23 protein-coding genes are annotated in these 21,146 nt (G+C 64.7%); 6 read left to right on the top strand and 17 right to left on the bottom strand.

All coding sequences use genetic code 11. From position 1 onward, the window contains the following. The 5 genes from D3H34_RS07410 to D3H34_RS07390 form a co-directional block, all read right to left on the bottom strand. Positions 1-1,035 carry a branched-chain amino acid ABC transporter permease gene (locus tag D3H34_RS07410; RefSeq protein ID WP_119552794.1) on the bottom strand — a complete coding sequence of 345 codons (1,035 nt, stop codon included), beginning with the start codon at positions 1,033-1,035 and terminating at the stop codon, positions 1-3. Next, positions 1,032-1,910, bottom strand: a complete 879-nt coding sequence (locus D3H34_RS07405) for a branched-chain amino acid ABC transporter permease (protein ID WP_119552793.1) — start codon at positions 1,908-1,910, stop codon at positions 1,032-1,034. Before D3H34_RS07405 ends, D3H34_RS07410 begins: the two co-directional genes overlap by 4 nt. A 2-nt stretch (positions 1,911-1,912) precedes the next feature. Next, a complete protein-coding gene (locus D3H34_RS07400) occupies positions 1,913-2,626 on the bottom strand; it encodes an ABC transporter ATP-binding protein (RefSeq protein ID WP_119552792.1) in 714 nt (237 codons plus the stop codon). After that, the gene (locus D3H34_RS07395) at positions 2,623-3,429 is read right to left on the bottom strand and encodes an ABC transporter ATP-binding protein (RefSeq protein WP_119552791.1); all 807 of its coding nucleotides are present in this window, start codon (positions 3,427-3,429) and stop codon (positions 2,623-2,625) included. Before D3H34_RS07395 ends, D3H34_RS07400 begins: the two co-directional genes overlap by 4 nt. Before the next feature lie 384 nt (positions 3,430-3,813). After that, a complete protein-coding gene (locus D3H34_RS07390; RefSeq protein ID WP_119552790.1) occupies positions 3,814-4,764 on the bottom strand; it encodes a LysR family transcriptional regulator in 951 nt (316 codons plus the stop codon). A gap of 68 nt (positions 4,765-4,832) precedes the next feature. Between D3H34_RS07390 and D3H34_RS07385 the strand changes: the two genes are divergently transcribed. From D3H34_RS07385 to D3H34_RS07375, 3 genes are read left to right on the top strand one after another with little or no spacing between them, the layout of a single operon-like run. Further along, positions 4,833-5,609, top strand: a complete 777-nt coding sequence (locus D3H34_RS07385) for an SDR family oxidoreductase (protein WP_119552789.1) — start codon at positions 4,833-4,835, stop codon at positions 5,607-5,609. Continuing rightward, positions 5,602-6,000: a GlcG/HbpS family heme-binding protein gene (locus D3H34_RS07380; RefSeq protein ID WP_119552788.1), complete on the top strand. Its 399-nt coding sequence runs from the start codon at positions 5,602-5,604 to the stop codon at positions 5,998-6,000. The genes D3H34_RS07385 and D3H34_RS07380 overlap by 8 nt, the downstream gene beginning before the upstream one ends. Before the next feature lie 36 nt (positions 6,001-6,036). Beyond that, a complete protein-coding gene (locus D3H34_RS07375) occupies positions 6,037-6,516 on the top strand; it encodes a hypothetical protein (protein WP_205736686.1) in 480 nt (159 codons plus the stop codon). Positions 6,517-6,585: 69 nt separating this feature from the next. Here D3H34_RS07375 and D3H34_RS07370 read toward each other — a convergent pair whose 3' ends face one another. The 7 genes from D3H34_RS07370 to D3H34_RS07340 are packed head-to-tail and all read right to left on the bottom strand — an operon-like array spanning position 6,586 to position 12,990. Next, the gene (locus D3H34_RS07370) at positions 6,586-7,668 is read right to left on the bottom strand and encodes a phosphotransferase (protein WP_119552787.1); all 1,083 of its coding nucleotides are present in this window, start codon (positions 7,666-7,668) and stop codon (positions 6,586-6,588) included. Positions 7,669-7,720: 52 nt separating this feature from the next. After that, on the bottom strand, positions 7,721-8,497 hold the full coding sequence (locus D3H34_RS07365; protein WP_119552786.1) for an enoyl-CoA hydratase/isomerase family protein: 777 nt from the start codon (positions 8,495-8,497) through the stop codon (positions 7,721-7,723). Then, entirely contained in the window at positions 8,488-9,675 is a 1,188-nt protein-coding gene (locus D3H34_RS07360; RefSeq protein ID WP_119552785.1) for a CaiB/BaiF CoA transferase family protein, read from the bottom strand. The genes D3H34_RS07365 and D3H34_RS07360 overlap by 10 nt, the downstream gene beginning before the upstream one ends. Before the next feature lie 18 nt (positions 9,676-9,693). Then, complete coding sequence (locus D3H34_RS07355; protein ID WP_119552784.1) at positions 9,694-10,665, bottom strand: Bug family tripartite tricarboxylate transporter substrate binding protein; 972 nt, start codon at positions 10,663-10,665, stop codon at positions 9,694-9,696. A 27-nt stretch (positions 10,666-10,692) separates the two neighbouring features. Continuing rightward, entirely contained in the window at positions 10,693-11,466 is a 774-nt protein-coding gene (locus tag D3H34_RS07350; RefSeq protein ID WP_119552783.1) for an SDR family NAD(P)-dependent oxidoreductase, read from the bottom strand. A gap of 13 nt (positions 11,467-11,479) precedes the next feature. Beyond that, positions 11,480-12,616 (bottom strand): thiolase family protein, encoded by a 1,137-nt coding sequence (locus tag D3H34_RS07345; protein ID WP_119552782.1) that lies wholly within the window; start codon positions 12,614-12,616, stop codon positions 11,480-11,482. Further along, positions 12,613-12,990 carry a Zn-ribbon domain-containing OB-fold protein gene (locus D3H34_RS07340; protein ID WP_119552781.1) on the bottom strand — a complete coding sequence of 126 codons (378 nt, stop codon included), beginning with the start codon at positions 12,988-12,990 and terminating at the stop codon, positions 12,613-12,615. Before D3H34_RS07340 ends, D3H34_RS07345 begins: the two co-directional genes overlap by 4 nt. A gap of 104 nt (positions 12,991-13,094) precedes the next feature. Between D3H34_RS07340 and gcvA the strand changes: the two genes are divergently transcribed. Further along, positions 13,095-13,991 (top strand): transcriptional regulator GcvA, encoded by an 897-nt coding sequence (gene gcvA / locus D3H34_RS07335; protein WP_119552780.1) that lies wholly within the window; start codon positions 13,095-13,097, stop codon positions 13,989-13,991. Between the two features lie 3 nt (positions 13,992-13,994). Here gcvA and D3H34_RS07330 read toward each other — a convergent pair whose 3' ends face one another. The 3 genes from D3H34_RS07330 to D3H34_RS33890 all read right to left on the bottom strand — a co-directional run bounded on the left by D3H34_RS07330 (position 13,995) and on the right by D3H34_RS33890 (position 16,997). Next, on the bottom strand, positions 13,995-15,230 hold the full coding sequence (locus D3H34_RS07330; RefSeq protein WP_119552779.1) for an iron-containing alcohol dehydrogenase: 1,236 nt from the start codon (positions 15,228-15,230) through the stop codon (positions 13,995-13,997). A 582-nt stretch (positions 15,231-15,812) separates the two neighbouring features. Next, entirely contained in the window at positions 15,813-16,445 is a 633-nt protein-coding gene (locus D3H34_RS33895; protein ID WP_147400403.1) for a hypothetical protein, read from the bottom strand. Positions 16,446-16,661: 216 nt separating this feature from the next. Beyond that, positions 16,662-16,997, bottom strand: a complete 336-nt coding sequence (locus tag D3H34_RS33890; protein WP_147400402.1) for a hypothetical protein — start codon at positions 16,995-16,997, stop codon at positions 16,662-16,664. A gap of 644 nt (positions 16,998-17,641) precedes the next feature. Here D3H34_RS33890 and D3H34_RS07315 point away from each other — a divergent pair. After that, entirely contained in the window at positions 17,642-18,463 is an 822-nt protein-coding gene (locus D3H34_RS07315; protein ID WP_119552776.1) for an alpha/beta fold hydrolase, read from the top strand. 112 nt (positions 18,464-18,575) lie between these two features. Continuing rightward, positions 18,576-19,334 (top strand): 3-hydroxyacyl-CoA dehydrogenase, encoded by a 759-nt coding sequence (locus D3H34_RS07310; RefSeq protein WP_119552775.1) that lies wholly within the window; start codon positions 18,576-18,578, stop codon positions 19,332-19,334. 79 nt (positions 19,335-19,413) lie between these two features. Here the strand turns inward: D3H34_RS07310 and D3H34_RS07305 are convergent, their stop codons facing one another. Then, complete coding sequence (locus D3H34_RS07305; protein ID WP_205736685.1) at positions 19,414-20,145, bottom strand: nitroreductase; 732 nt, start codon at positions 20,143-20,145, stop codon at positions 19,414-19,416. A gap of 105 nt (positions 20,146-20,250) precedes the next feature. Then, positions 20,251-21,126, bottom strand: a complete 876-nt coding sequence (locus D3H34_RS07300) for a Bug family tripartite tricarboxylate transporter substrate binding protein (RefSeq protein WP_167481142.1) — start codon at positions 21,124-21,126, stop codon at positions 20,251-20,253. Positions 21,127-21,146 lie beyond the last annotated feature (20 nt).

The raw sequence follows: 21,146 nt of genomic DNA, 5'->3' as shown, positions 1-21,146 counted from the left end.
TCAAGATCCTGTCTCCTTTTCTTGTGAAAGCGATAGCGATACCTGGCGCGTCGTGCGCCCTGTGCGTGAAAGCAGTCCACGCCAGGCGGCGCCGAAGCCCACCGAGCCGCCGGGGCGCAGAACGATGAGTGCGATGAGCAGCACGCCGTAGACAGCGCCCGACAGGCCCTTGGACACGCCCTCGGCGATGTTGGGCACGAAGAGGATGAAAGCGGCACCGAGAAAGGCACCCGGCAGCCAGCCGACGCCGCCGACCACCAGTCCGACCAGGATGGCCACCGACAGATAGAAGCTGAAGCTGTCCGGCGAGACGTACTGCACGACGATCGCGCTGAGAGCGCCCGCGATGCCGGTGAAGCAGGCGCTGACGGAAAACGCCAGCGTCTTGTAGAGCGCGACGTTGATGCCCATCGTGCGCGCGGCCAGCGCGTTGTCTTTCACGGCCGTCAGCGCGCGCCCTGTCCTGCTGCCGATGAGGTTGCGGGCCAGCCAGTAGACGAGACACGTGATGGCCAGGGTCAGGGCATACAGCCACTGGTCGGCATTGAGCGGCAGGAACGCAGGCGCCTCGGGCTTCGTGATCGAGATGCCCTGCACGCCGCCTGTCCATGGATCGAGCACCGACAGCTTCAGGATCTGCGGCAGCGCGATGGCAAGCGTGAAGGTGGCCAACGCAAGGTAGATGCCCTCCAGGCGAAGCGCCGGCAGTCCGAAGGCAAAGCCCGCGACGAAGGTGATCAACGCCGCGACAGGCAACGCCCATCCATAAGGCATTCCGTAACCGTCCATGAGGATGGCGACGGTGTAGGCACCCAATGCATAGAAGGCCCCATGCCCCAGCGAGAGCTGGCCGTTGATCCCGACCAGGATGTTCAGGCCGATGATGGCAATGGCATAGACCATCAATTGCGTGGCCTGGAAGACGAAGAAGTCCTTCGCCAGCACGGGCACCAGAACAGCGATCACGAGGGCGATCGCGTGGCCATATCGACCGGTGGCGAAAGCGGGAGAGCGGGAGTTGGAAGAGTCGGTCATACCCTGTGCGTGGTGAGCTTTCCGATGAGGCCCTGTGGCCGGACAAGAAGCACGACCACGATCGCGATCAGCGCAATCGTGGACTTCAACTCCCCGCCGACGACCGGAACGAAGGTGCTGATGAGGTTTTCCAGCACGCCCAGCAGCAGCCCGCCGATCAGCGCGCCGAGCAGGCTGCTCAGTCCCCCGAGCACAGCCCCGGCAAAGCCGTAGATGACGATGCCGGCCATCATGTGGGGCTCGAGAAAGACGATGGGCGCGACCAGGATGCCCGCGATGGCGCCGATGCTGGCGGCCATGCCCCACCCCAGCGCTTCGAGCGCCTTCACCCGGATGCCCAGCAACCGCGCGGAGCTCGGATTGCTCACCGCCGCGCGCATCGCCAGACCGGTGCGGGTGAAGCGGAAGAACAGGAACAGCAGCAGGAGCACGACGAGGATCACGCCGATCATTCCCACCTGGTGCGCGCTGGCCAGGGGGCTGCCCATGAACGGTGCCGTCCCGAAGGGCGAAGGGAACGGTTTGACGGTGTAGCTCCAGATGAACCCGGCCACGCTGTTGAGCACCAGCAGCACGCCGATGAAGACGATGATCTGGTTGATGTCCGATGCGTTGCGGATCCGGCGGATGAGCAGGTGCTGGACCATGGCACCCAGCACGAAGGACAGCACCAGCGTCAACACGAAGGCCAGCCAGTACGGCACCCCGAACTCGATGAGCTGCCAGGCCAGGTAGGTCGAGACCATAGCCATCTCGCCCTGCGCGAAATTCACGTGGCCGATAGCCCGGTAGATCATGACGATCGCCAGCGCCATGCAGGCGTAGATGGCACCGGTCGCAAGACCGGCGGTCACCTGTTGAACGAGTAGTTCCATGTTCAGCCTCCCAGGTATGCGCGACGGATGTCTTCGTTGTTCTGCACGCTGGCGGCGGACCCGGAGAAGACGATGCGGCCCGTCTCGATCAGGTAGGCCTCCTGCGCGATCTCGAGGGCCAGGGCGGCGTTCTGTTCGACCAGCAGAATGCTCAGTCCCTCCTCCTCGTTGAGCTGACGAAAGATCGCGAAGATCTCCGCGACCACCTTGGGCGCCAGGCCGAACGACGGCTCGTCGAGCAACAGCAGGCGAGGGTGCGACATCAAGGCCCTGCCTACGGCAAGCATCTGTTGCTCCCCGCCCGAAAGCAGGCCGGCTTGCTGCAGGCGCCGCGCCTTGAGGATCGGGAAGTACTCGTACATCCGCTCGATGTCGGACGCCAGCTGCTTCTTGTCTTTCTGGAAAATCCCGCCCAGGCGCAGGTTGTCCTCGACACTCAGATGGGTGAAGGTGCCGCGCCCATCGGGCACGTGGCTGATGCCCAGACGGGCGATGTCTTCCGTGCCCATGCCGGTGAGCGGCCGGCCGTCCAGCTCGATGGACCCCTTGCGCGTGAGCAGGCCGCAGATGGCTCGCAGCGCGCTCGTCTTGCCCGCGCCGTTGGCGCCCAGCAATGCCGTGACGCTGCCGCGTTTCACGTCGAGATCGATACCGTGCAGCACCGTGATGGCGCCGTAGGAGGCGGACAGGTTCTTCACCTGCAGCAGCGGCGTCATTTGGACTCCCCAAGGTATGCCGCGATGACCTCCGGGTTCGCCTGCACCTGGGCAGGCGTCCCGGCGGCGATCCTGCGGCCAAAGTTGAGTGCCACGATCCAGTCCGAGATGCCCATCACCAGGCCCATGTGATGCTCCACCAGCAACACCGTCAGGTCGAAGTCGCGCTGCGTGCCGCGGATGAGATCGGCCAGGCCCTCGACTTCTTCATGGTTCAGGCCGCACGCTGGCTCGTCGAGCAGCAGCAGCCGGGGCTTCATCGCCAGCGCGCGTGCGAACTCCACGCGCTTCTGCGTACCGAAGGGCAGCTCCGCAACACGGCGGTGCGCGACCTCACCGAGCCGCAGATAGGCGATCAACTCGTTCGCCACGACAGCCGCCGCACGGTTGACCTGCCGGCTGCGCCGCAGGCTGAGCATGTCGGCCAGGAGATTGCCGTGCGTGCGGGTATGACAGCCGATGAGGATGTTCTCGAACACGGTCGCGCTCGGGAACAGCGCGAGGTTCTGGAAAGTGCGCCCGATGCCGCGCGCAGCCATTGCATGGGCGGGCAGGTTCAGGATCGACAGGCCGTCGAGCTCGATGCCGCCGGAAGTGGTCTCGTACAGCCTGCTCAGGCAGTTGAAGAGCGTGGTCTTTCCCGCGCCGTTTGGCCCGATGAGTCCGACGATCTGTTGCCGGGGCACATCAAAGCTCACTTGATCGAGCGCGACGATGCCGCCGAATCGCACGACCACATCACGCACACGCAGCAGCGCTTCTTTCGGGTCGGACCGGGAGATCGATTCCAGGGAAGGGTTCATGGCATTCGCACACGCGCAGCGAGCAGCTTCGCGGGCCGAAGCCCACATGCACCGCTTGCATTCGCGCTGACTTCCTCCTTGCGGAGAAAGCTTGTCTCTTCGTTGTTCGGTGCCAGAACTTTAGGTCGCGCGCACTGTCGGAACAATGCACAAATATTCCGCCTTGTCTTTAGTTTTATTGAAACGACCCTGCCCTTTCACCCTCGGCGCTGCGGGGTGCATCAGTGTCGTTCGTGCAGCAAAACTCAGTACTGCAATGCGTTGATATGACGAGAGACTTGTGCCTCCAGGAGATGCCGCAGGCGTTTCCGTCGCCTGCCAATTCAACGGCAAAGCATCGTGGCGGCCCAGATGCCCGCGCGCCCTGCCCTCAAGCGCAAGACTTCAGGCGCTCTCGTGCTGAGGGTCGTTCTGGAGCGCCTCGCGCAGCATCGCGATCAGCGCGCGCAACGCGCTGGAGACATGCCGATGGCCGGGGTAGTAGAGGCAAAGGCCGGGATACGCCGGGCACCACGCCTCCAGCACACGCTCGAGTCGCCCGTCGCTCAGCGCGTTGGCTGCGAGGTGATCGGGCACGAAGGCGATGCCGATGCCGTCGATGGCCGCATCGACCATCAGGGGCTGGTCGGTCAGGGTGAGCGGGCCGTTGACGTTGACGGTCTCGGCGTTTCCGTGGCGTTCGAACTCCCAGCGATAGATCGCACCGCTGTCGAAGCGAAAGCGGATGCAGTCATGGCCATGCAGATCCTGTGGCACGGCAGGACGGCCACGCGCAGCGAAGTAGCCTGGCGAAGCTACTGCAGCGAAACGCACCGGCGCGCCCACGCGGATCGACACCATGTCCTGCGGCACGGCCTCCGCCAACCGGATGCCCGCATCGAAGCCGTGGGCGACGATGTCGCTGAGCTTTCCATCGCACACGATGTCGAGATGAACCTGCGGGTGCTCACGCAGAAAGCGCGCCAGCACCGGCTGCAGCACCAATCGGATCGCGCCTTCGCTGGAATTGATCCGCACGGTGCCGCTCGGGATGCCGCCCAGGCTGTCGATCTCCTGCAGGGCGTCGGCCACCGACGAGAGCGCGGGCCGCAGCGTGGCGGCGAGCCGCTCCCCCGCATCGGTCAGCGACACGCTGCGCGTGGTCCTGTTGAGCAGCCGGACCGACAGGCGCTGCTCCAGCACCTTGATGGAATGGCTCACCGCCGATGCGGTGATGCCGAGCTCCTTGCCTGCCTCGCGAAAGCTCGCGTGCGCCGCGACGGCGAGGAACACATTCAGGGAGAGCAGGTCACAGCCCTTGAATTGATGAATGGGATTCACCGGAACAACAAACATGGATGGGATTGTTTTGATAGTACGGGCTTCCTAGACTGAATGCACGATTCACTCGCAGGTACTCACTCATGTCCCAGAAGATTCTGATCACGGGCGCAAGCTCGGGTTTCGGCCGCGGCACGGCCATCGCATTGGCGCGCCTTGGCCACAAGGTGGTGGCCGGCGCCGAAACATGGCCCCAAGTTCGCGAACTGCGTGCCGATGCGGCAGAAGCAGGTGTCGAGCTGGAGGTGATCAAGCTCAACCTGCTCGACAAGATCGACATCGCCCATGCAGGCTCCTTCGATCCTGACGTGCTGGTGCTCAATGCCGGGGTCATGGAGAGCGGCCCCATCACCGACATCCCGATGCAGCGGGCGCGCGAGTCGTTCGACATCAATGTGTTCGGGCATCTCGAACTGGTCCAGGCCATCGTGCCCAAGATGGTGGCCCGCCGCTCCGGCAAGGTGGTGTGGACCTCCTCCATGGGCGGCATCCTGGTGGTTCCGTTCCTTGGCATCTACTGCGCGACCAAGCACGCGATCGAGGCCATCGCGGGCTCGATGAAGGTCGAGCTCGCCCCCTTCGGCGTGAAGGTGGCCACCGTCAATCCGGGCGCCTTCCTCACCGGGTTCAACGACACGGGCGTGGAAAGCCATGCCCAGTGGTACGACCCCAAGACCGCGGTCGTGCCGATGCCCGACTTCTCCGCAGGCCTGGCCGGTCAGGAAGACCCGCAGGAGATGATCGACGCGATGGTCGAGATCATCCCCGCCAAGGAACACCTGTATCGCACGATGCGTCCGTTCGCGACGGTCGACGTGGCCAAGCAATGGCAGGAGACGGAGTGGACCCAGAATGCCTGACATCACCATCGACGAGGCACATCGCATCGTGGCCCGCGGCCGCCAGGCGGCAAAGGATGCGGGCCTCAACGCGGTGTTCGCGATCCTGGATCGCGGCGCCAACCTCGTGACCTTCTCGCGCATGGACGACGCATGGCTGGCATCGAACGAACTGGCGCTGGCCAAGGCGCGTGCATCAGTGATGTTCCGCATGCCCAGCGAGTCACTGAACGCGCCGCTGCAGCTGGGGGCCCCGACGCCGCACTTCGATCACGTCCATGCGGGGGGCCTGCTGCTGATGGGTGGCGGCGTGCCGATCTTCGACGCGGACGGTGCGCTGATCGGCGCACTCGGAGTGTCCGGTGGAACGCCCGAGCAGGACGCCGCCCTCGCCAGGGCGGCCGTGGCCTGAGGCGTGATGCAACGCCTCCCCACCCCGGACATCCGGATGAACATGGCCGACGCCTATTTCACTGCGGAGCGATGGGGTGGACTCATGTTCATCGTCGTCGGCGCGGTGGCGATCGGCGTGGCCGCATGGACCTGGCGCCACGGCGCGTTCTGGCGCGGCGCGGCAGTGCCGCTGGTCCTGGCGGCGCTCGTCCAGCTGGGTGTCGGCGGCTCGGTCTGGTGGCGCAGCCCGCAAGACCTCGCGCGCGTCCAGCACATCGTTGCGAATGAGCGGGTGCGACTGGGCCTCGAGGAGATTCCTCGCATGCAGGTCGTCATCAACGAATTCGCAAGGAATCACTGGATCGAATTCGCACTCGTCATCGCGGGACTCCTGCTCGTCGCGCTGGCGCCGAGGGGCACCGCCTGGCAAGGCGCCGGAGCGGCCCTCGCGGTCCAGGCGGCGGTGATCATCTTTCTCGATGGCAGTGCCGAACGACGTGCCGCCGGTTACCTCTCCTGGCTGCAGTCGCTCTGACCCGTTTCTTGTGGAACTCAACGATCGCGCGGTGGCATGTGCATTGCCGCAGCGCATGGCCCGCTCTACTCAGGCCCGCTGCGCGAACCGCCACGCCAGCTCGGCCATCGGCCGCGCACCCTGCCCCTCGGCCTGCGCGCTCGATGCAGTGCCCGCCTCGACCCGCTTGGCGATGCCCTGCAGGATCGCCGCCATGCGGAACAGGTTGTAGGCCAGGTAGAAGTTCCAATCGGGCGCCAGCGCCTCGGGGGTCGTGAGGCCGGTGCGATCGCAGTATTTGCGGATGTACTCGCTCTCGGCCGGAATGCCCAGGCTTTTCAGGTCGAGTCCGCCGATGCCACGGAACATCTTGGGCGTGATGTGCCACGACATGCAGTGATAGCTGAAGTCCGCGAGCGGATGGCCGAGCGTGGACAGCTCCCAGTCGAGCACGGCGATCGCGCGTGGCTCGGTGGGGTGGAAGACCAGGTTGTCGAGTCGGAAATCGCCATGCGCGATCGAGACCATTCGTTCATCGCGCGCGCTTTCGGGCAGATGCGCCGGCAACCACGCCATCAACCGGTCCATCTCGGGAATCTTCTGGGTGGCGGATGCAACGTACTGCTTGCTCCAGCGGCCGATCTGGCGCTCGAGGTAGTTGCCGGGCTTTCCGAAATCGGCAAGGCCGTGCTGCGCGAACTTCACCGCGTGCAAGGCGGCGATCACGCGGTTCATCTCGTCGTAGACCGCCGCTCGCTCGCCCCGGTCCATGCCGGGCAGGGACTGGTCCCACAGCACACGGCCCTGGACGAACTCCATGATGCAGAAGGCACGGCCGATGACCGACTCGTCTTCGCAGAGGCAGTGCATGCGCGGCACCGGCACGCCGGTCCCGGCAAGGGCACGCATGACCTTGAACTCGCGCTCCACCGCATGCGCGGAAGGCAGCAGCTTCGCTACGGGGCCCGGCTTGGCGCGCATCACGTAGCTTCGGGTGGGCGTCACGAGCTTGTAGGTCGGGTTGGATTGCCCGCCCTTGAACATCTCCACTGTGAGCGGGCCGGCGAAACCATCGAGGTTGCTTTCGAGCCAGGCAGCGAGCTCGTTCACGTCAAAGCGGTGCTGCGGGGAAATGGCACGTGTGCCGGCGAAACTCTCGGCGTCCTGGGTCATGTCTGTCCAATGATCTTGATCGGCGTGAAACGCCTAGTGCGGTTCGCGGAGGTCAGCGTCCTTGAAAGCTCGGTAGGCGTTTTTCCGCAAAGGCACGGCGCCCTTCGATGCGATCGGCGGAATCGCGCAGGTTGCCGAAGCTCTGCTGCTCCAGCTCGAGGCCTGCGGTCAGCGGCAACTCGCGGCCAACCTGGGCCAGCCTCTTGGCGGTGACTACGGCAAGGGGGGCATTCGAGGCGATGCGCTGCGCGATCGAACGCGCGGCCGCCGCGAGATCGGGTGGCGGCACAACCCGGCTGATCAGCCCGATGCGCAGCGCCTCCTGCGCGTCGATGCGCTCGCCGGTCAACAGCAGCAGCATCGCGTCAGACTGCCCCACCGCGCGCACGATGCGCTGCGTGCCGCCTCCGGCCGGGATGCTCCCGATGCAGACCTCCGGCAGGCCGAACATGGCCGTGCTCGCGGCGATCCGGATGTCGCAGAGCATCGCCATCTCGAGTCCGCCGCCCAGCGCGAAGCCGTTGATTGCCGCGATCATCGGCTTGGGTGTCTGCAAGGTCGAGACGGGTGGAAGGCCAGCCTGCGAACCGAAATGCAATTCGGCAAAGCTCTCCGCGGGGGGCATGGTCTTCTTCAGATCGGCACCGGTGCAGAAGGCCCTTTCGCCCGCCCCCGTAAGAATGCCGACCCGCACGTCCTTGCGGACCGAGATCTCGCGCCAGGCTTCGTGCAACTGGGCGGCGGACTCCGGGTCGATGGCGTTCATCGCCTCCGGGCGATTCAGGGTCACGGTGGCAATGAAATCGCGCACCTCGAGCGTCACAGGCATGTCTTGTTTCCTTCGTTGTCGTGCGCGATCCCGGCGGCGCGCAACACCTCGCGCGTGTGCTCGCCCACGAGCGGTGCGGGACGCCGGGCGCGCGGCACCTCGCCCACCGCGCGCAGCGGTGTCGCGGGCAAGGTCAATTCGCCGGCAACCGGATGGCGAACCGTCTCGGACAGCTTCGCATCCGCGAATGCCGGCGAGGCGATGACTTCCGCGTAGTCGTTGATGGGAGCGCAGATGATGTCCACCGCCTCGAAGCGCTTCAGCCACTCGCTGCGCGGGCGACGTGTCATGCGCTCTTCCAGCAGCTGCACCAGCTCGCGGCGATGTGCGATGCGGCCCGACAGCTCGCGAAAGCGCGGATCGGCCAGCAGCCCAGGACATTCGAGGACACCGCACAGCGCCTCCCAGCGCGACGGGTGGTACGCGGCGAGCATGATCCAGCCATCCGCGCAGCGCAGCGCTTCGTTGGGCGCGGCATAGGGTGCGGCGCTGCCGATGCGTGCCGGGGGAACCCCGTCGGCGAAGTAGCTGGCGAAGCTCATCTGTTGCAGCGCAATGGCGGACGCGAACATGCTGGCGTCGATCCATTGGCCTTCGCCACCATCCTCTCCACCACGCCTGCGCCGCGCCAGCGCTCCCAGCACACCGATCGCGGCGACATAGCCCGTCACCATGTCGACGACCGGCACCTGCACCTTGCACGGCGGCGCCTCCGGCAGGCCGGTCACGCTCATCAGGCCGGAGACCGCCTGCAGCACGCCGTCGACGCCGGGCTTGTGCTGCCACGCGCCCTCCTGTCCGTAGGCGGAGACGGAGCAATAGATGACGCCCGGATTGCGTTGCCGCACGTCCTCGTATCCCAGCCCGAGCCGCTGCATCACGCCGGGGCGGAAGCTCTCGACCACCACGTCCGCGCTTGCAGCGAGCTGAAGCGCCGCCTCCAGTTGCCCGGGGTCCTTGAGGTCGAGCGCCACGCTGCGCTTGTTGCCGTTGAGTGCCATGAACCCGAGGCTCTGCCCTTCGACGAAAGGCGCCAGCGCGCGGCACAGCTCGCCCGTGGGGGCTTCGATCTTGATGACGTCCGCGCCGAGGTCGGCGAGCGTCTGCGTACACACCGGTCCTGCGGCGACCTGGGTGAAGTCGATGACGCGGATGCCGTTGAGGGAGTCTCCAAGCATGTCGGTTCGCCTCCCCGGTCAACCGCCGCGAAGGTGGCTCGCGCGGATCACCTTCGTCCACTTGGCGGTGTCCTCCTTCAGCGCCCTCTCCGCCTCGGCGGGCGACAGCAGCATCGGCTCAAAGCCGCTCTTGAGCAGGGACTCGGTCAGCGCTGGGGTACGCAGTGTCTTGTCCACGGCATCGCGCAGCTGCGCAATGACGGCTTGCGGCGTGCCGGTCGGCACGGTCACATGCCACCAATAGCCGGCATTGAAGCCCGGCACCCCGCCCTCGCTGATGGTGGGGATCTCGGGCGCCAGTGCGGAGCGCTGCGCGGTCGCCACGCCGAGGATCTTCAGCTTGCCCTGGCGTGCAAACGGCAAGGCCGAAGGCAGGCCCAGCATGGCCAGCGGCACGTGTCCGCCGACCAGGTCGGTCAGCGCCTGCGAGGTGCCCTTGTACGGCACATGCACCAGCGGAAGGCCGGCCATCTCGCCCAGGTAGATGCCCGCCAGATGGTGCGGCGAGGCGGTCCCGGGCGAAGCATAGGCCAGCGGTTGTGCACCCTTTGCGCGTCCGGCGGCGAGCAGCTCCTGCAGGGTCTTGGCAGGAATGCTCGGGCCGGCAGCCAGCACGATCGGCACGGTGGCCAGCGTCGCCACGAAGGTCAGGTCGGCCGAGGGATTGAACGCCAACCTGTCGTACAGCAGCGGCAGCAGCGGGTCGCTGGTGCCACCGACACCAACGGTGTAGCCATCGGGACGGGACCGCGCCAGTTCGCCAAGGCCGATGGTGGTGCCGGCGCCGGCCTTGTTGTCAACCACGAAGGGTTGCCCCATGAGCGTGGAAACACGCTCGAACACGGCGCGGGCCACGGTGTCGGTGCCGCCGCCGGGCGGATACGGCACGATCAGGCGCACGGGCTTTGACGGGTAGTTGTCTGCCCGCACGGATGCCGCCGTTGCCAGCAGCGCGGCGGCAGCTGCCAATGTGAACTCTCTTCTTTTCATGTTGTCTCCTTTCTTGCGGGGTCGGTGTCAGACCGATGCGCTGCTCAGGCTGCGCCCGCCGCACACGTACAGCACCTGCCCCGTCACGTAGCTGGACGCCGGCGACGCGAAGAAACGCACCGCGTTGGCGACATCTTCGGCCTGACCGATGCGCTGCATGGGAACAGTGCGCTTGAGGTCTTCCTGGGCCTGGGCTGCGAGCGTGCCGAACAGCGGGGTTTCCACGATGCCCGGCGCAATGGCATTGGCCGTGACGCCGCTGCGCGCGAATTCCAGCGCCAGGCTGCGGGTCAGGCTGACGACGCCGCCCTTCGACGCCGAATAGCTGGCCTGGCCGCGATTGCCCAGCCAGGCGCGCGAAGACAGGTTGATGATGCGGCCGAACTTCTGCGCGACCATCGTCGGAAGCACCGCCTTGCAGCAGATGAATTGCGAGGTCAGGTTGGTCTCGATGACACGCTGCCAGAAGTCGAGCTCCATCTTCGTGACCAGCTTGTCGCCGCCGATGCCCGCGTTGTTGACGAGCACGTCGATGCGGCCATTGCGCTCCAGGAGCTCGGCGGTGGCGGCCTGGACATCCTCTGGCGACGTCACGCTCACGCGGCGTGCGGAAACCTCGGCACCCTCGGCCCTCAGCGCTGCGGTCGCGGCATGGAGTGCGTCTGCGTCGATGTCCCAGAGCGCGATGCGGCACCCGGCTTCGGCCAGGCTTCGGGCGATGCCCAGGCCGATGCCGCGGGCGCCACCCGTCACGATGGCGGTCAGGCCGGTGAGTCCACTGGGGATGATGTTGTCTGTCATGCGGGCTCCTTCGTCAGGCAGCGAGGATGTGAATGGAACACGCGGCATGGTCCACACCCCAAATGCCGCCGCCCGTCACCTGGCTCAGGCCGATGCGGGCGCCCTGCACCTGCCGCTTGCCGGCCCGCTGCTGCAGTTGCTCGCACAGTTCGACGATCTGCGCGACACCCGTGGCGCCCGGTGGATGCCCCTTGGCCAGCAGACCGCCGCTCGCGTTCACGGGAATGCGCCCGCCGAGCGCCGTGGCGCCGCTGGCCAGCAACCCCGGCCCTTCCCCGGGTTCGCACAGGCCGAGTGCCTCGTAGTACAGCAGCTCGGAAATGGTGAAGGCATCGTGCAGCTCGATCAGGCTGAGATCGCCGGCGCCGACACCGGCCTGCTCATACGCCAGTCGCGCCGCGCGCCGCGTGATTTCCGCCTCGGTCATGTCCACCTGGTGGATCTCGAACAGGCCCGACTGGACCACCGAGGCCAGCACGCGCACCGGCTTCGCCGCGCCTCGGGACGGACGTGTGCTGAGCACCAGCGCGGCAGCGCCGTCGACCACGCCCGGGCAGCACTGCAGCAGCGTCAGCGGATCGGCCACCATGCGCGAAGCCAGCACCTCTTCGCGCGTCACGGGGCGGCAGAAGGTCGCGATGGGATTGAGCATGCCGTGGCGCCGGTTCTTCACCGCGACGTCGGCCAACACTTCGGCCGGAACGCCGCGCTCGTGCATGTAGCGCTTGGCGCGCATCGCGTAGAGCGCGGGCATGATCATTCCGCGCCGGTTGTTCCAGTCGCGCTCGTTCATGGGCAGCGCGCCACCACCGAGACCGCTCAGGTGGTCCATGCCGAAGACCAGCACCGTCTCGTACTGTCCTGCGCGCAGTGCCTGCAATGCCAGCTGGAAGGCGGTGGCGCCGCTCGAGCAGGCGTTGTCGATGTTGTAGACGGCTTCGCCGCCGGTGCCCAGTTCGCGCAGCGCACGCTGGCCGGGCAAGTGGCCGCCGAGGGCGTTGCCGCAATAGAAGGCCTGGACATCGCGCACGCCCACACCCGCATCCTTCAGGGCGGACAGGATGGCGGCTTGCGCGAGCGCCTCTTCGTTGAGGTGGGGAAAGCGGCCGAAGTCGGAAATGCCGACGCCGGTGATCAACGGCGCGTTCACGCGGCGGCTCCCTTCAGCGGCGCGAAGGCGTAGTCCGGCGTGCCATCCGGGAGCGCGAACGCGACGGCGTGCACCACGTCGCCGATGGCGGGCCCTGCGCCCTCGGGCCAGGCCAGCCGACCGAACACCCGCAGGCCGTTGTCGAAATCGACCATGCCCAGCGCGTACGCGGGCGCCTTGGCGGGATGCACCGTGGTGAAGGTGTACAGGCGCCCGCTGGCGCCCATCGAGACCGGCTCCGCGACTTCTCCGGCCTGCAGGAACTCGGGGGGCGGGAAGCGCAACCCACCGGTGTCGCGGTAGCGCGCCCCCAGCAGCGTCATGCCGTTCGCGTCGTTGCGCACGTGTGGTTCCGGGTACTTGGTGATTTCCATGTATTGCCTCGTCGTTTTAGATTGGCTAGATTTCAGTTTAGGTAGCCTCCCCTCCAGTAACAAGGCAGTTTTTTCCTCGATTCTTTTTAGAAGCACTAAACAAAATGAACCGTAGCCGCCTCCCCCTGCTCGGCCTGCGCGCCTTCGAAGCCACGGCGCGCCATCTGAGCGTTTCGAATGCGGCGGCGGAGTTGTTCGTCACGCCCGGCGCGGTGAGCCAGCAAGTCAAGCTGCTCGAGGAAGTCGTGGGCGTACCGCTGCTGCGGCGCAAGGGCCGCTCGGTCGAGCTGACGGACGCGGGCCAGGTGCTGCGGCCCGCGCTCACGCAGGCCTTTCAGACAATCGAGCTGACGCTCAACGCCATCGCGCGCGGGCCGCGCCACGACACGCTCAAGCTGTGCCTGCTGCCCACGCTCGCGGAGAAGTGGCTGGTGCCCCGCCTGTCCCGCTTCCACGGGGCACATCCCGAGCTGGACATCCAGCTCATGACGAGCTTTCGCGAAATCCGCTTCGAAGCCGAAGACGTGGACATGGCCTCCTTCATGGGAACCGATGTGCCTGCGGGTCTCGACGGCCTGCGGTTGTTCGACGACGCGTTCCAGCCCGTCTGCAGCCCCGCGTTCCTGCGCGACACGTGCCCGCTCGCGACACCCGCCGACCTGTCGAAGGCGACGCTCCTGCACTCCGTGCGCCGCATGGACGACTGGCAGCGCTGGCTCGACCACGCCGGATTGACAAAGCTCAAGCCCAAGCGCCGCCTGTCGTTCGAGAACTCCTCGCTGGCGATCCAGGGGGCCATCGACGGACTGGGTGTGGCCATCGTCCAGCGCGCCTACGCTGCAGAATTGCTCAAGGTCGGCACACTCGTCGCGCCCTTCGACCTGGTCGCGCGCAGCGACAACGGCTACTACCTCGTCTGGTCCACCGCGCGCGCGGCCACACCAGCCTTCGCGTCCTTTCTCCAGTGGATCCAGCAGGAGATACGAAGCAGCGCTCTTTGAGTGCTAAGGCGCGATCGTCCGGGTGATGGCAGTGAGCATCGCCTCGCGATGGCGATCCAGCAACCGGTCGTGGTTGGCGTTGAAGTTGCGCAGCGCAAGCGCGAGCAACCGGGGTGCATCGGCCACGGGGATTGCGCAGTCGTGCAGGTCGGTCCGCCACCCTTGCGCCTGGAAGTTGCGCGCCACTTGCGCTGCGACCTGCGCGGCCAGGTCGGCACCGCCACCGTCCGCCGGCAATTGAAGGCCCAGCGCCTCGCCCAGCGCGCGCGTCACCTCGGGCACCGCCGCGCCCAGTTCACGGATCATGGCAGGCGCAAACGCGGCATAGCCTCGCGACTGCGTCACACCTTCGTAGTGGTTGAAGACACCGACGGCGGACGCATAGGCCGCGCGCGCCAGCAACTGGCATGACCAGGGCCGACCGCCATCTTCCTCGTCGCGGTTCTGCAGCAGCGCGGCGGCGCACAGGTCGATGCGGGCGGCGGCGTCATCCGCTTCACCCAACTTCGGGTAGGCAAGCCGCGCCAACTCCCATGCATGACGGCGGCTGGCCTGGACCAGCGGGTTGGCTGTGCGCACGGCCCCCATGCACATCAAGGCCCACCAATAGACCTCGAAGCTTGTGGAGCGCGCCAGCGTCGCGGGCGCCGTGGCCAGCGCCCGCGTGTCCCAGAACACCGCGCGCGGGCGGGTCTTCGGATCGAAGAACTCCAGGTGATGCGCGGACCCGCGATAGCGGGCTGCAGAACCACCACGGTTCTGCGCCGAGGTCGGCGAGGTCAGCACATTGAGGATCGGCATCTTCGGCGCAGCCAGACGCCGGCTCATCGGTGGTTCGTCATCGCGATGGACCGTTGCCATGTCCAGCAGGGAACGGTTCTCCCCGAGCAGCATGGCAACGATGCGCACGCCCTTGATCACGCTGCCAGCACCGACGGCAATGAGCGCGTCGGCCTGCACCTCGCGTGCCTTGGCGGCGGCCTCCTCCAGGCATTCCGCAGGCGCGCCTTCGGAGATGCCCGAGAAGATGCCGACGATGCGGCCTCCCGCCAAGGTCTCGATCACCTGAGTGAGCCCGGTGCGCTCGCGGACGCTGCGCCCGCACAGGATCAGCGCACGCGAGGCGCCGGCGCGCTGGAGTTCCCGGGGAAGTTCAATCAGCGCGTCCGTCCCAGAGTAGATTCGCAGCGGATAGGTTCGGGCGCGGAAGTCATGAATAGCAGGTTCGTCAAAGGACATGTTGGAGCTTTGGGCAGTAGAGGGTTTCGCTCGAGGTTAGAGACAGTCATGCAGGGCCACAATGCATATTCCATCGCCGGATCATTGAGTTCATCTAAGGATTGCCTGGCGGTCCGGCCTTAGATGCGGATGGCAGAACGGCACGGAGTGCGGCAGTTGCCTATGCCGAAACTTTCCATCTCCGCTGAGCCGCCTGACATCAACTCGATATTTCGGCGCAGCGTCGATCTTCGCGAAAGCACCGGGCATCACAGACGTTGACGGCCAGAGAACTGAACTTCTGGCGAGGGATCGTTCCAGTTTCTCGACTGGAATGGCCGCTTTCGCGATACGCTGATGTCGGCCATTGGCGCGTTAAGGTCGTCCAAGACTTCGATAAGCGGTCATTCAACATGCCCAAGCCGACCGACTGGTTTGGGGAAGAGCGGCTGGCGGCTACGCGCCCGAAGCGGCCATCAGGTTTTCTCGTGAGCGGTCATTCGAGCATCTGGAAATCGAAGATTCGGGAGGCGTACCCACCGCTGTCGGATGCCTGACCCACGGCAACTGCCATTCGGGCATCGATGGGCAGCCGGGTCTCAGTCATTGGCGTGCTTCTAGCGCTCGTTGAGCGTTTTCGACGACAAACTTGCGACCATCCTCCTTGGCCAATCGCACGTATTGGTCGAGTTTGCTAGGTGCGACATCTTTGAGAACCCACAACGCAGCGATGCGTTGGTATTCGTGTCCTGTGAGCCATGCCCTCTCTGCAAGGGACTCGGCATGCACCGACTTCAAAGTTCCAAGCGCAAGCAACGAACGCCTGCTGACGTACTCGTCTTCATCATGTACCAAGCGCAGCAGGAGCGTTTCTGCTTCCTCTTTGCCCGTAGCAAGTGCACCGAGTTGAACAGCCAGTTGCCACTTTGCATCTCGCTCTGATGACTCAATCGCTAGCCGTGCGAGTTCAAGGAGGGCATCTGGTCTACCCGCAAGTTCATCTGCGATGCGCTCCACCTCATTGTCGCGGGCGATTGCGTAGAGCAGGTTCTCACAACACTTCTCGGTCCACGCGCTTGACGGAATGGATTCCAATACCGCAATCGCGGCGGCCCACAATGGTTGCCACTGCTCATAGTCACACTCCCATTCACCGGTCCGCTGATGAGCTGGGTATGAGGCCGCCCACTCTTTGAATCTTTCGACTTCTTCGTGCAGTGAATCAGATGCATTCATGGGGATGTCTTTTGTCGGCTGCCGGATTGTTGATGCTACCGAGGTCGAGAACCTGCGACCGCTTCTGGTTGCGTGCGCTGCAAGGTCGGCTATGGGGAGAACTGGACGCGTCAGCCGAGCGTCGGCTTGTTGGCCGACTGTAGCCGGTCACACAGCCGCCGCGACGAACTCGTTGCCAACTTTTTCTTCGCGCAAGAGCAGCACCCGCTCGGAGCGTCAGCGTAGCCGTTGCGCACTACACGAGGCGCAGAAACTTGCAGCCGGTGTGCGAAGCGGTTTACCGCACTCATGGCACGGTGGGCCGTAAAGACTCACCCGGTGATGAAGAAGGGCATTGGGATTAGTCTCCTTGAAACCGGTGATGCGCTCATACGCGGCCAAGGACAGATAGCCAAGACCGGCTTTCTGCGCCTCCGCCAATGTGCATCCCGTCTCTTCTCGATACCTCTTCACCTGCTCGATGTAGCTGATCGGGTTGACTGCTTGCCATTCTTCCTCGGTCAGCATGGGCATGTCAGCCTTGCAGCGCCAACAATACATCGTGATCGCCATTGAATCCCTCCCTAACCGTTCTCGAAAGTCTGCTTGGGAGCAATTGGGGCGCCCCAGCGAGCAGCTGCTCTTGGCCGAACTGCGCCACATGCGCAGGCGTTCGGCACGCGCCCAAAGCAGCCCCCCACCAACCGCACCGAAAGAATTTGAGAGGGAAAAGCTCTTCCTCGGCAATGAGCACGTGCTCAACCGACGATAACGACAGGCACGTAAACGCCCAGTTATCGGCGGTTGCACGGCTGGCAACAACGCAAGGCAGCAGCCCGGGGTCACCCTGCCCCTCCTCTTCAATCATGATCGCCAGCGAATTCGCCTCGAGGAAGATGTAGTGCGTGGCATGACAAAAGCCCACCACAACCTGGCAAGTCACCTACGCCGCGCTCGCGCATCTTTTGGTCCAACGCGGCCATGCCGTGAGCGACGATACCGCTGGGCTTCTCGCCTACACGATGTCGAATTGCACGAGGCCTCGAGAAGACTCCTTGCCTGCACGCTGTCCCCCGGCTGCAATTGTTTTCACCCGTTTTAGCGAAACTCAACGGTAGATCGATGGAATATGCATTGCCGTAGTGGGGGACCGCTTCTACCCTCAGACAGGCATCCAGGCACCTCTTGGGCGCCTTCAAGAATCCGCCGACCACGCCATGCCCGAACTTCTACTGCACCAAGAACTGCGCCCCGGCCGCGGTCCGTTTGCTCTTCTCATCCATGGGTTACTGTCCAGTCACGTGCAGTGGCAGCCGAACACCGAGGCACTGTCCCGTCACATTCGCCCGGTGCTGATCGATCTGTGGGGACATGGACTCTCTCCCTCCTCGCCCCATGACGAAGCCTACACCGTCGAAGCCTATATGGAGCAGTTCGAACGGATTCGCCAATCACTGGGCGCATCTCAGCTCGTGCTCATCGCGCATTCCTTTGGCGCTGGGCTTGCGATGCAATACGCCATCCGCTACCCGCAGCATGTCAGTGCGCTCGTCGTCACCAACTCCATAACAGCCTTTGCCGACCCGGACGACCCCAGCATGCGCGAGGCCCGCGAACGCATGGCGCAAGACATCTCAGCTCACGGCCTTGAAGCGCTCCAAGCACTCCCGATGCACCCGCGTCGCGGCAAGCGGCTGCCGGCGAATCTCCGGCATGCGCTGACAGCTCAGGCAGATCAAATCCCGCCTGCATCCATCGTCCGTGCCACACGCATCACGGCCTCGGGGCTCTCTGCACGACACGACCTCACACGCATCCTGTGTCCGATGTTGCTAGTCAACGGCCGTCGGGAAGCCGCCTTCCAGAGGTACCGAGACATCGCCAAAGACAAGATCCCATCTTGCGAAGTCGTGGATCTCGACGTCGGCCATGCGGTCAACCTTGAGGACCCTGCAGGGTTCGACCGAGCCGTCACGATCTTCCTGGCCCGAGTTCTAGACGGCGCGAATCCGTTCGTACGTCCGACCGCAGGCCCGTAGGCACTGTCCATTTGTCTGTTCGCAGATCTCCGGTCGCTTTCCAAGCCATTCCGTCAATCACTTCACCGGTCGTATCCAAAGCTCACGTAGCTACCCCATCAAGGAGATAAGTATGCAAATCAAGAACAACTGCTTCATCGTCACAGGCGGCGCTTCGGGCCTCGGCGAAGGCACGGCGCGCATGCTGGCCGCCAACGGCGCCAAGGTGGTGATCGCCGACATGCAGGCTGAAAAGGGCGAAGCCGTTGCCAAGGAAATCGGCGGCGTTTTCGTCAAGTGCGACGTGAGCCAGGAAGCCGACGGCCAGGCAGCCGTGGCCGCCGCGCTCAAGCTGGGCAAGCTCGTCGGCCTCGTGAACTGCGCCGGCATCGCGCCGGCCGAAAAGACCGTGGGCAAGAACGGCCCGCACGCGCTGGCCACCTTCAGCAAGACCGTCACGGTCAACCTGATCGGCAGCTTCAACATGATCCGCCTGGCGGCCGACGCCATGGGCAAGAACGAGCCCGAAGCCACCGGCGAACGCGGCGTGCTGATCTCGACCGCCTCGGTCGCGGCCTACGACGGCCAAATCGGCCAGGCCGCCTACAGCGCCTCGAAGGGCGGCGTGGTCGGCATGACCCTGCCCATCGCCCGCGACCTCGCGCGCAGCGGCATCCGCAACATGACCATCGCCCCCGGCATCTTCGGCACGCCCATGCTGTTCGGCATGCCGCAGGAGGTGCAGGACGCGCTGGCCGCCAGCGTGCCCTTCCCGTCGCGCCTGGGCACGCCCGAGGACTACGCCAAGCTGGCCAAGCACATCATCGAGAACGACATGCTCAACGGCGAGGTGATTCGTCTGGATGGCGCCATCAGGTTGCCGCCCCGTTGAGCATAAGTAGACGCAACATGTTGGAAGCTTTCGCTCGTCAGCGCTGCTGCACGAGCCTGTGGCGTATCAACAGCCGCAATCAGTCACGAATGAATACGACGTCTGCCAGAGATGCTCGCTCGGTACGGGCGCGATTCACCGGAGCCGTCGTGTCCGAATAGCCGAACGACATTCCAAAGAGAATGCCAAGCTGGTCCGATACATTGAAGGCCATCCGCACGGGAGCCGAAAAACTCCCCAGTGCTCCCTGCATGCAGCTCGAGATCCCCCGCTCCGCCATCAGCAACGCCAATGTCTGGGCATATATCCCGACATCCACGGCGGGCATCAGACCGAATCGCCGGTCCATGGCAAAAAAGGCCACATGCGGGGCGCCAAAGAAGCGCCAGTTCGCGAGCATCGCATCGACGCGACCTTGCATGTCGGCTCGCTGCACGCCGAGTGCACCATAGAGAGCCCGTGCAGCGCCGTACTGACGCTCCTTGTAGACGCCATCGAGTTCGACATATCTGCCCGGGAAATCTCCCTGCATATTCGGATCGCTTCCGTTTCCGCGAACAGCTTGCAACGACGTTGCAGCCATGTCGACAAGTTGAGCCTCCAGTTGAATGCGCGTCTCCCCTGATGCGATAAAGACATGACAAGGCTGGCCATTCTTGTTGGAAGGCGCGCGTTGCGCGTCCTCCAATACTTTGCGCAGAATCTGAGGATCAACGGGCTGCGGCAGAAAAGACCTACAACTGATCCGCTCACGCAGTATTCCGGATATTGGCAATGAATCGCCGCGGTTCATGTCTTCTTCGTTGCGCATGACAGCATTCTGCGTATCCTGAGTAGCGGGACACGACCTCCAACTCGAATATCACACACATGATCTCCTGATGATGTCCCCGGGATCCGTACACCGACGCGCCTCTCAGGTCAGCTTCACGTTGGCCTGCCGAATGATGCGGCCCCACTTCTCGAACTCCGCCGACGCGTAGGCCTTGGCAATCGAAGGTGTCGAGTTCGGCGTGGGCTCTATGCCGGATTGAATCAACCGCTCTCGCATCGACGGATCGAGCTGGCACTTGCCAAGTTGCAAGGCGAGCTTGTCGACGATACCCCGCGGTGTTCCCCGCGGCACTGCAACCGCAGCCCACGCGGTGGCGTCAAATCCAGAGTAAAACTCCGCCACGGCGGGAACGTTGGGCAGCTCCGAATAGCGGGTGGGCGAGGTCACGGCCAACGCGCGCAAGCGCCCGCTGCGCACATGAGTCAACGCGGCCGAGGTGGTTTCGAACAACGTATCGATCTGCCCACCCATGAGGTCATTCAACGCGGGAGCCGCGCCCTTGTAGGGCACATGTACCAAGCTTATGCCCGAGACGATCCTGAACATCTCCAACGCCAGGTGATTGGTCACGCCGTTGCCTCCAGAGCCGCAGTTCAGCTCTCGCCGACCGGCAAGTGCCACAAACTCGGGCAGTGTCCTGGCCGGCGAATCGGATCGCACCAATAGGATCAACGGCGAACGGCCCACCAGAGCCATGGTGTCCAGTTCCCTCATCGGATCGAACCCGAGGTTGGCATACAGATGCGGAGCGACCGTCAATGGGCCACTCGACGTGAACAGCAAGCTGTAGCCATCCGGTGGTGCCTTCGCCACATCGCGCGCGGCCAGCGTTGCGCCGGCCCCCGGCCTGTTGTCCACCACGAAAGGTTGGCCCAAGGCCTTGTTCAATTCGGCCGCGTAGAGGCGCGCGGCCACGTCGCTGCCTTGCCCTGCCGGGAAACCCAAAATGATCTTCACGGCTCTGTGGGGCCAGTCAG

This window comes from Acidovorax cavernicola (genome assembly GCF_003581445.1).
The sequence above is the reverse complement of the archived record's forward strand: the minus strand, read 5'-3'. Positions and strand labels throughout refer to the sequence as shown.

Excerpts from the sequence above, each read along its gene's own strand:
- D3H34_RS07410 (WP_119552794.1), bottom strand. The coding sequence starts at position 1,035 with ATGACCGACTCTTCCAACTCCCGCTCTCCCGCTTTCGCCACCGGTCGA.
- D3H34_RS07405 (WP_119552793.1), bottom strand. The coding sequence starts at position 1,910 with ATGGAACTACTCGTTCAACAGGTGACCGCCGGTCTTGCGACCGGTGCC.
- D3H34_RS07400 (WP_119552792.1), bottom strand. The coding sequence starts at position 2,626 with ATGACGCCGCTGCTGCAGGTGAAGAACCTGTCCGCCTCCTACGGCGCC.
- D3H34_RS07395 (WP_119552791.1), bottom strand. The coding sequence starts at position 3,429 with ATGAACCCTTCCCTGGAATCGATCTCCCGGTCCGACCCGAAAGAAGCG.
- D3H34_RS07390 (WP_119552790.1), bottom strand. The coding sequence starts at position 4,764 with ATGTTTGTTGTTCCGGTGAATCCCATTCATCAATTCAAGGGCTGTGAC.
- D3H34_RS07385 (WP_119552789.1), top strand. The coding sequence starts at position 4,833 with ATGTCCCAGAAGATTCTGATCACGGGCGCAAGCTCGGGTTTCGGCCGC.
- D3H34_RS07380 (WP_119552788.1), top strand. The coding sequence starts at position 5,602 with ATGCCTGACATCACCATCGACGAGGCACATCGCATCGTGGCCCGCGGC.
- D3H34_RS07375 (WP_205736686.1), top strand. The coding sequence starts at position 6,037 with ATGAACATGGCCGACGCCTATTTCACTGCGGAGCGATGGGGTGGACTC.
- D3H34_RS07370 (WP_119552787.1), bottom strand. The coding sequence starts at position 7,668 with ATGACCCAGGACGCCGAGAGTTTCGCCGGCACACGTGCCATTTCCCCG.
- D3H34_RS07365 (WP_119552786.1), bottom strand. The coding sequence starts at position 8,497 with ATGCCTGTGACGCTCGAGGTGCGCGATTTCATTGCCACCGTGACCCTG.
- D3H34_RS07360 (WP_119552785.1), bottom strand. The coding sequence starts at position 9,675 with ATGCTTGGAGACTCCCTCAACGGCATCCGCGTCATCGACTTCACCCAG.
- D3H34_RS07355 (WP_119552784.1), bottom strand. The coding sequence starts at position 10,665 with ATGAAAAGAAGAGAGTTCACATTGGCAGCTGCCGCCGCGCTGCTGGCA.
- D3H34_RS07350 (WP_119552783.1), bottom strand. The coding sequence starts at position 11,466 with ATGACAGACAACATCATCCCCAGTGGACTCACCGGCCTGACCGCCATC.
- D3H34_RS07340 (WP_119552781.1), bottom strand. The coding sequence starts at position 12,990 with ATGGAAATCACCAAGTACCCGGAACCACACGTGCGCAACGACGCGAAC.
- gcvA (WP_119552780.1), top strand. The coding sequence starts at position 13,095 with ATGAACCGTAGCCGCCTCCCCCTGCTCGGCCTGCGCGCCTTCGAAGCC.
- D3H34_RS07330 (WP_119552779.1), bottom strand. The coding sequence starts at position 15,230 with ATGTCCTTTGACGAACCTGCTATTCATGACTTCCGCGCCCGAACCTAT.
- D3H34_RS33895 (WP_147400403.1), bottom strand. The coding sequence starts at position 16,445 with ATGAATGCATCTGATTCACTGCACGAAGAAGTCGAAAGATTCAAAGAG.
- D3H34_RS33890 (WP_147400402.1), bottom strand. The coding sequence starts at position 16,997 with ATGGCGATCACGATGTATTGTTGGCGCTGCAAGGCTGACATGCCCATG.
- D3H34_RS07315 (WP_119552776.1), top strand. The coding sequence starts at position 17,642 with ATGCCCGAACTTCTACTGCACCAAGAACTGCGCCCCGGCCGCGGTCCG.
- D3H34_RS07310 (WP_119552775.1), top strand. The coding sequence starts at position 18,576 with ATGCAAATCAAGAACAACTGCTTCATCGTCACAGGCGGCGCTTCGGGC.
- D3H34_RS07305 (WP_205736685.1), bottom strand. The coding sequence starts at position 20,145 with ATGCGCAACGAAGAAGACATGAACCGCGGCGATTCATTGCCAATATCC.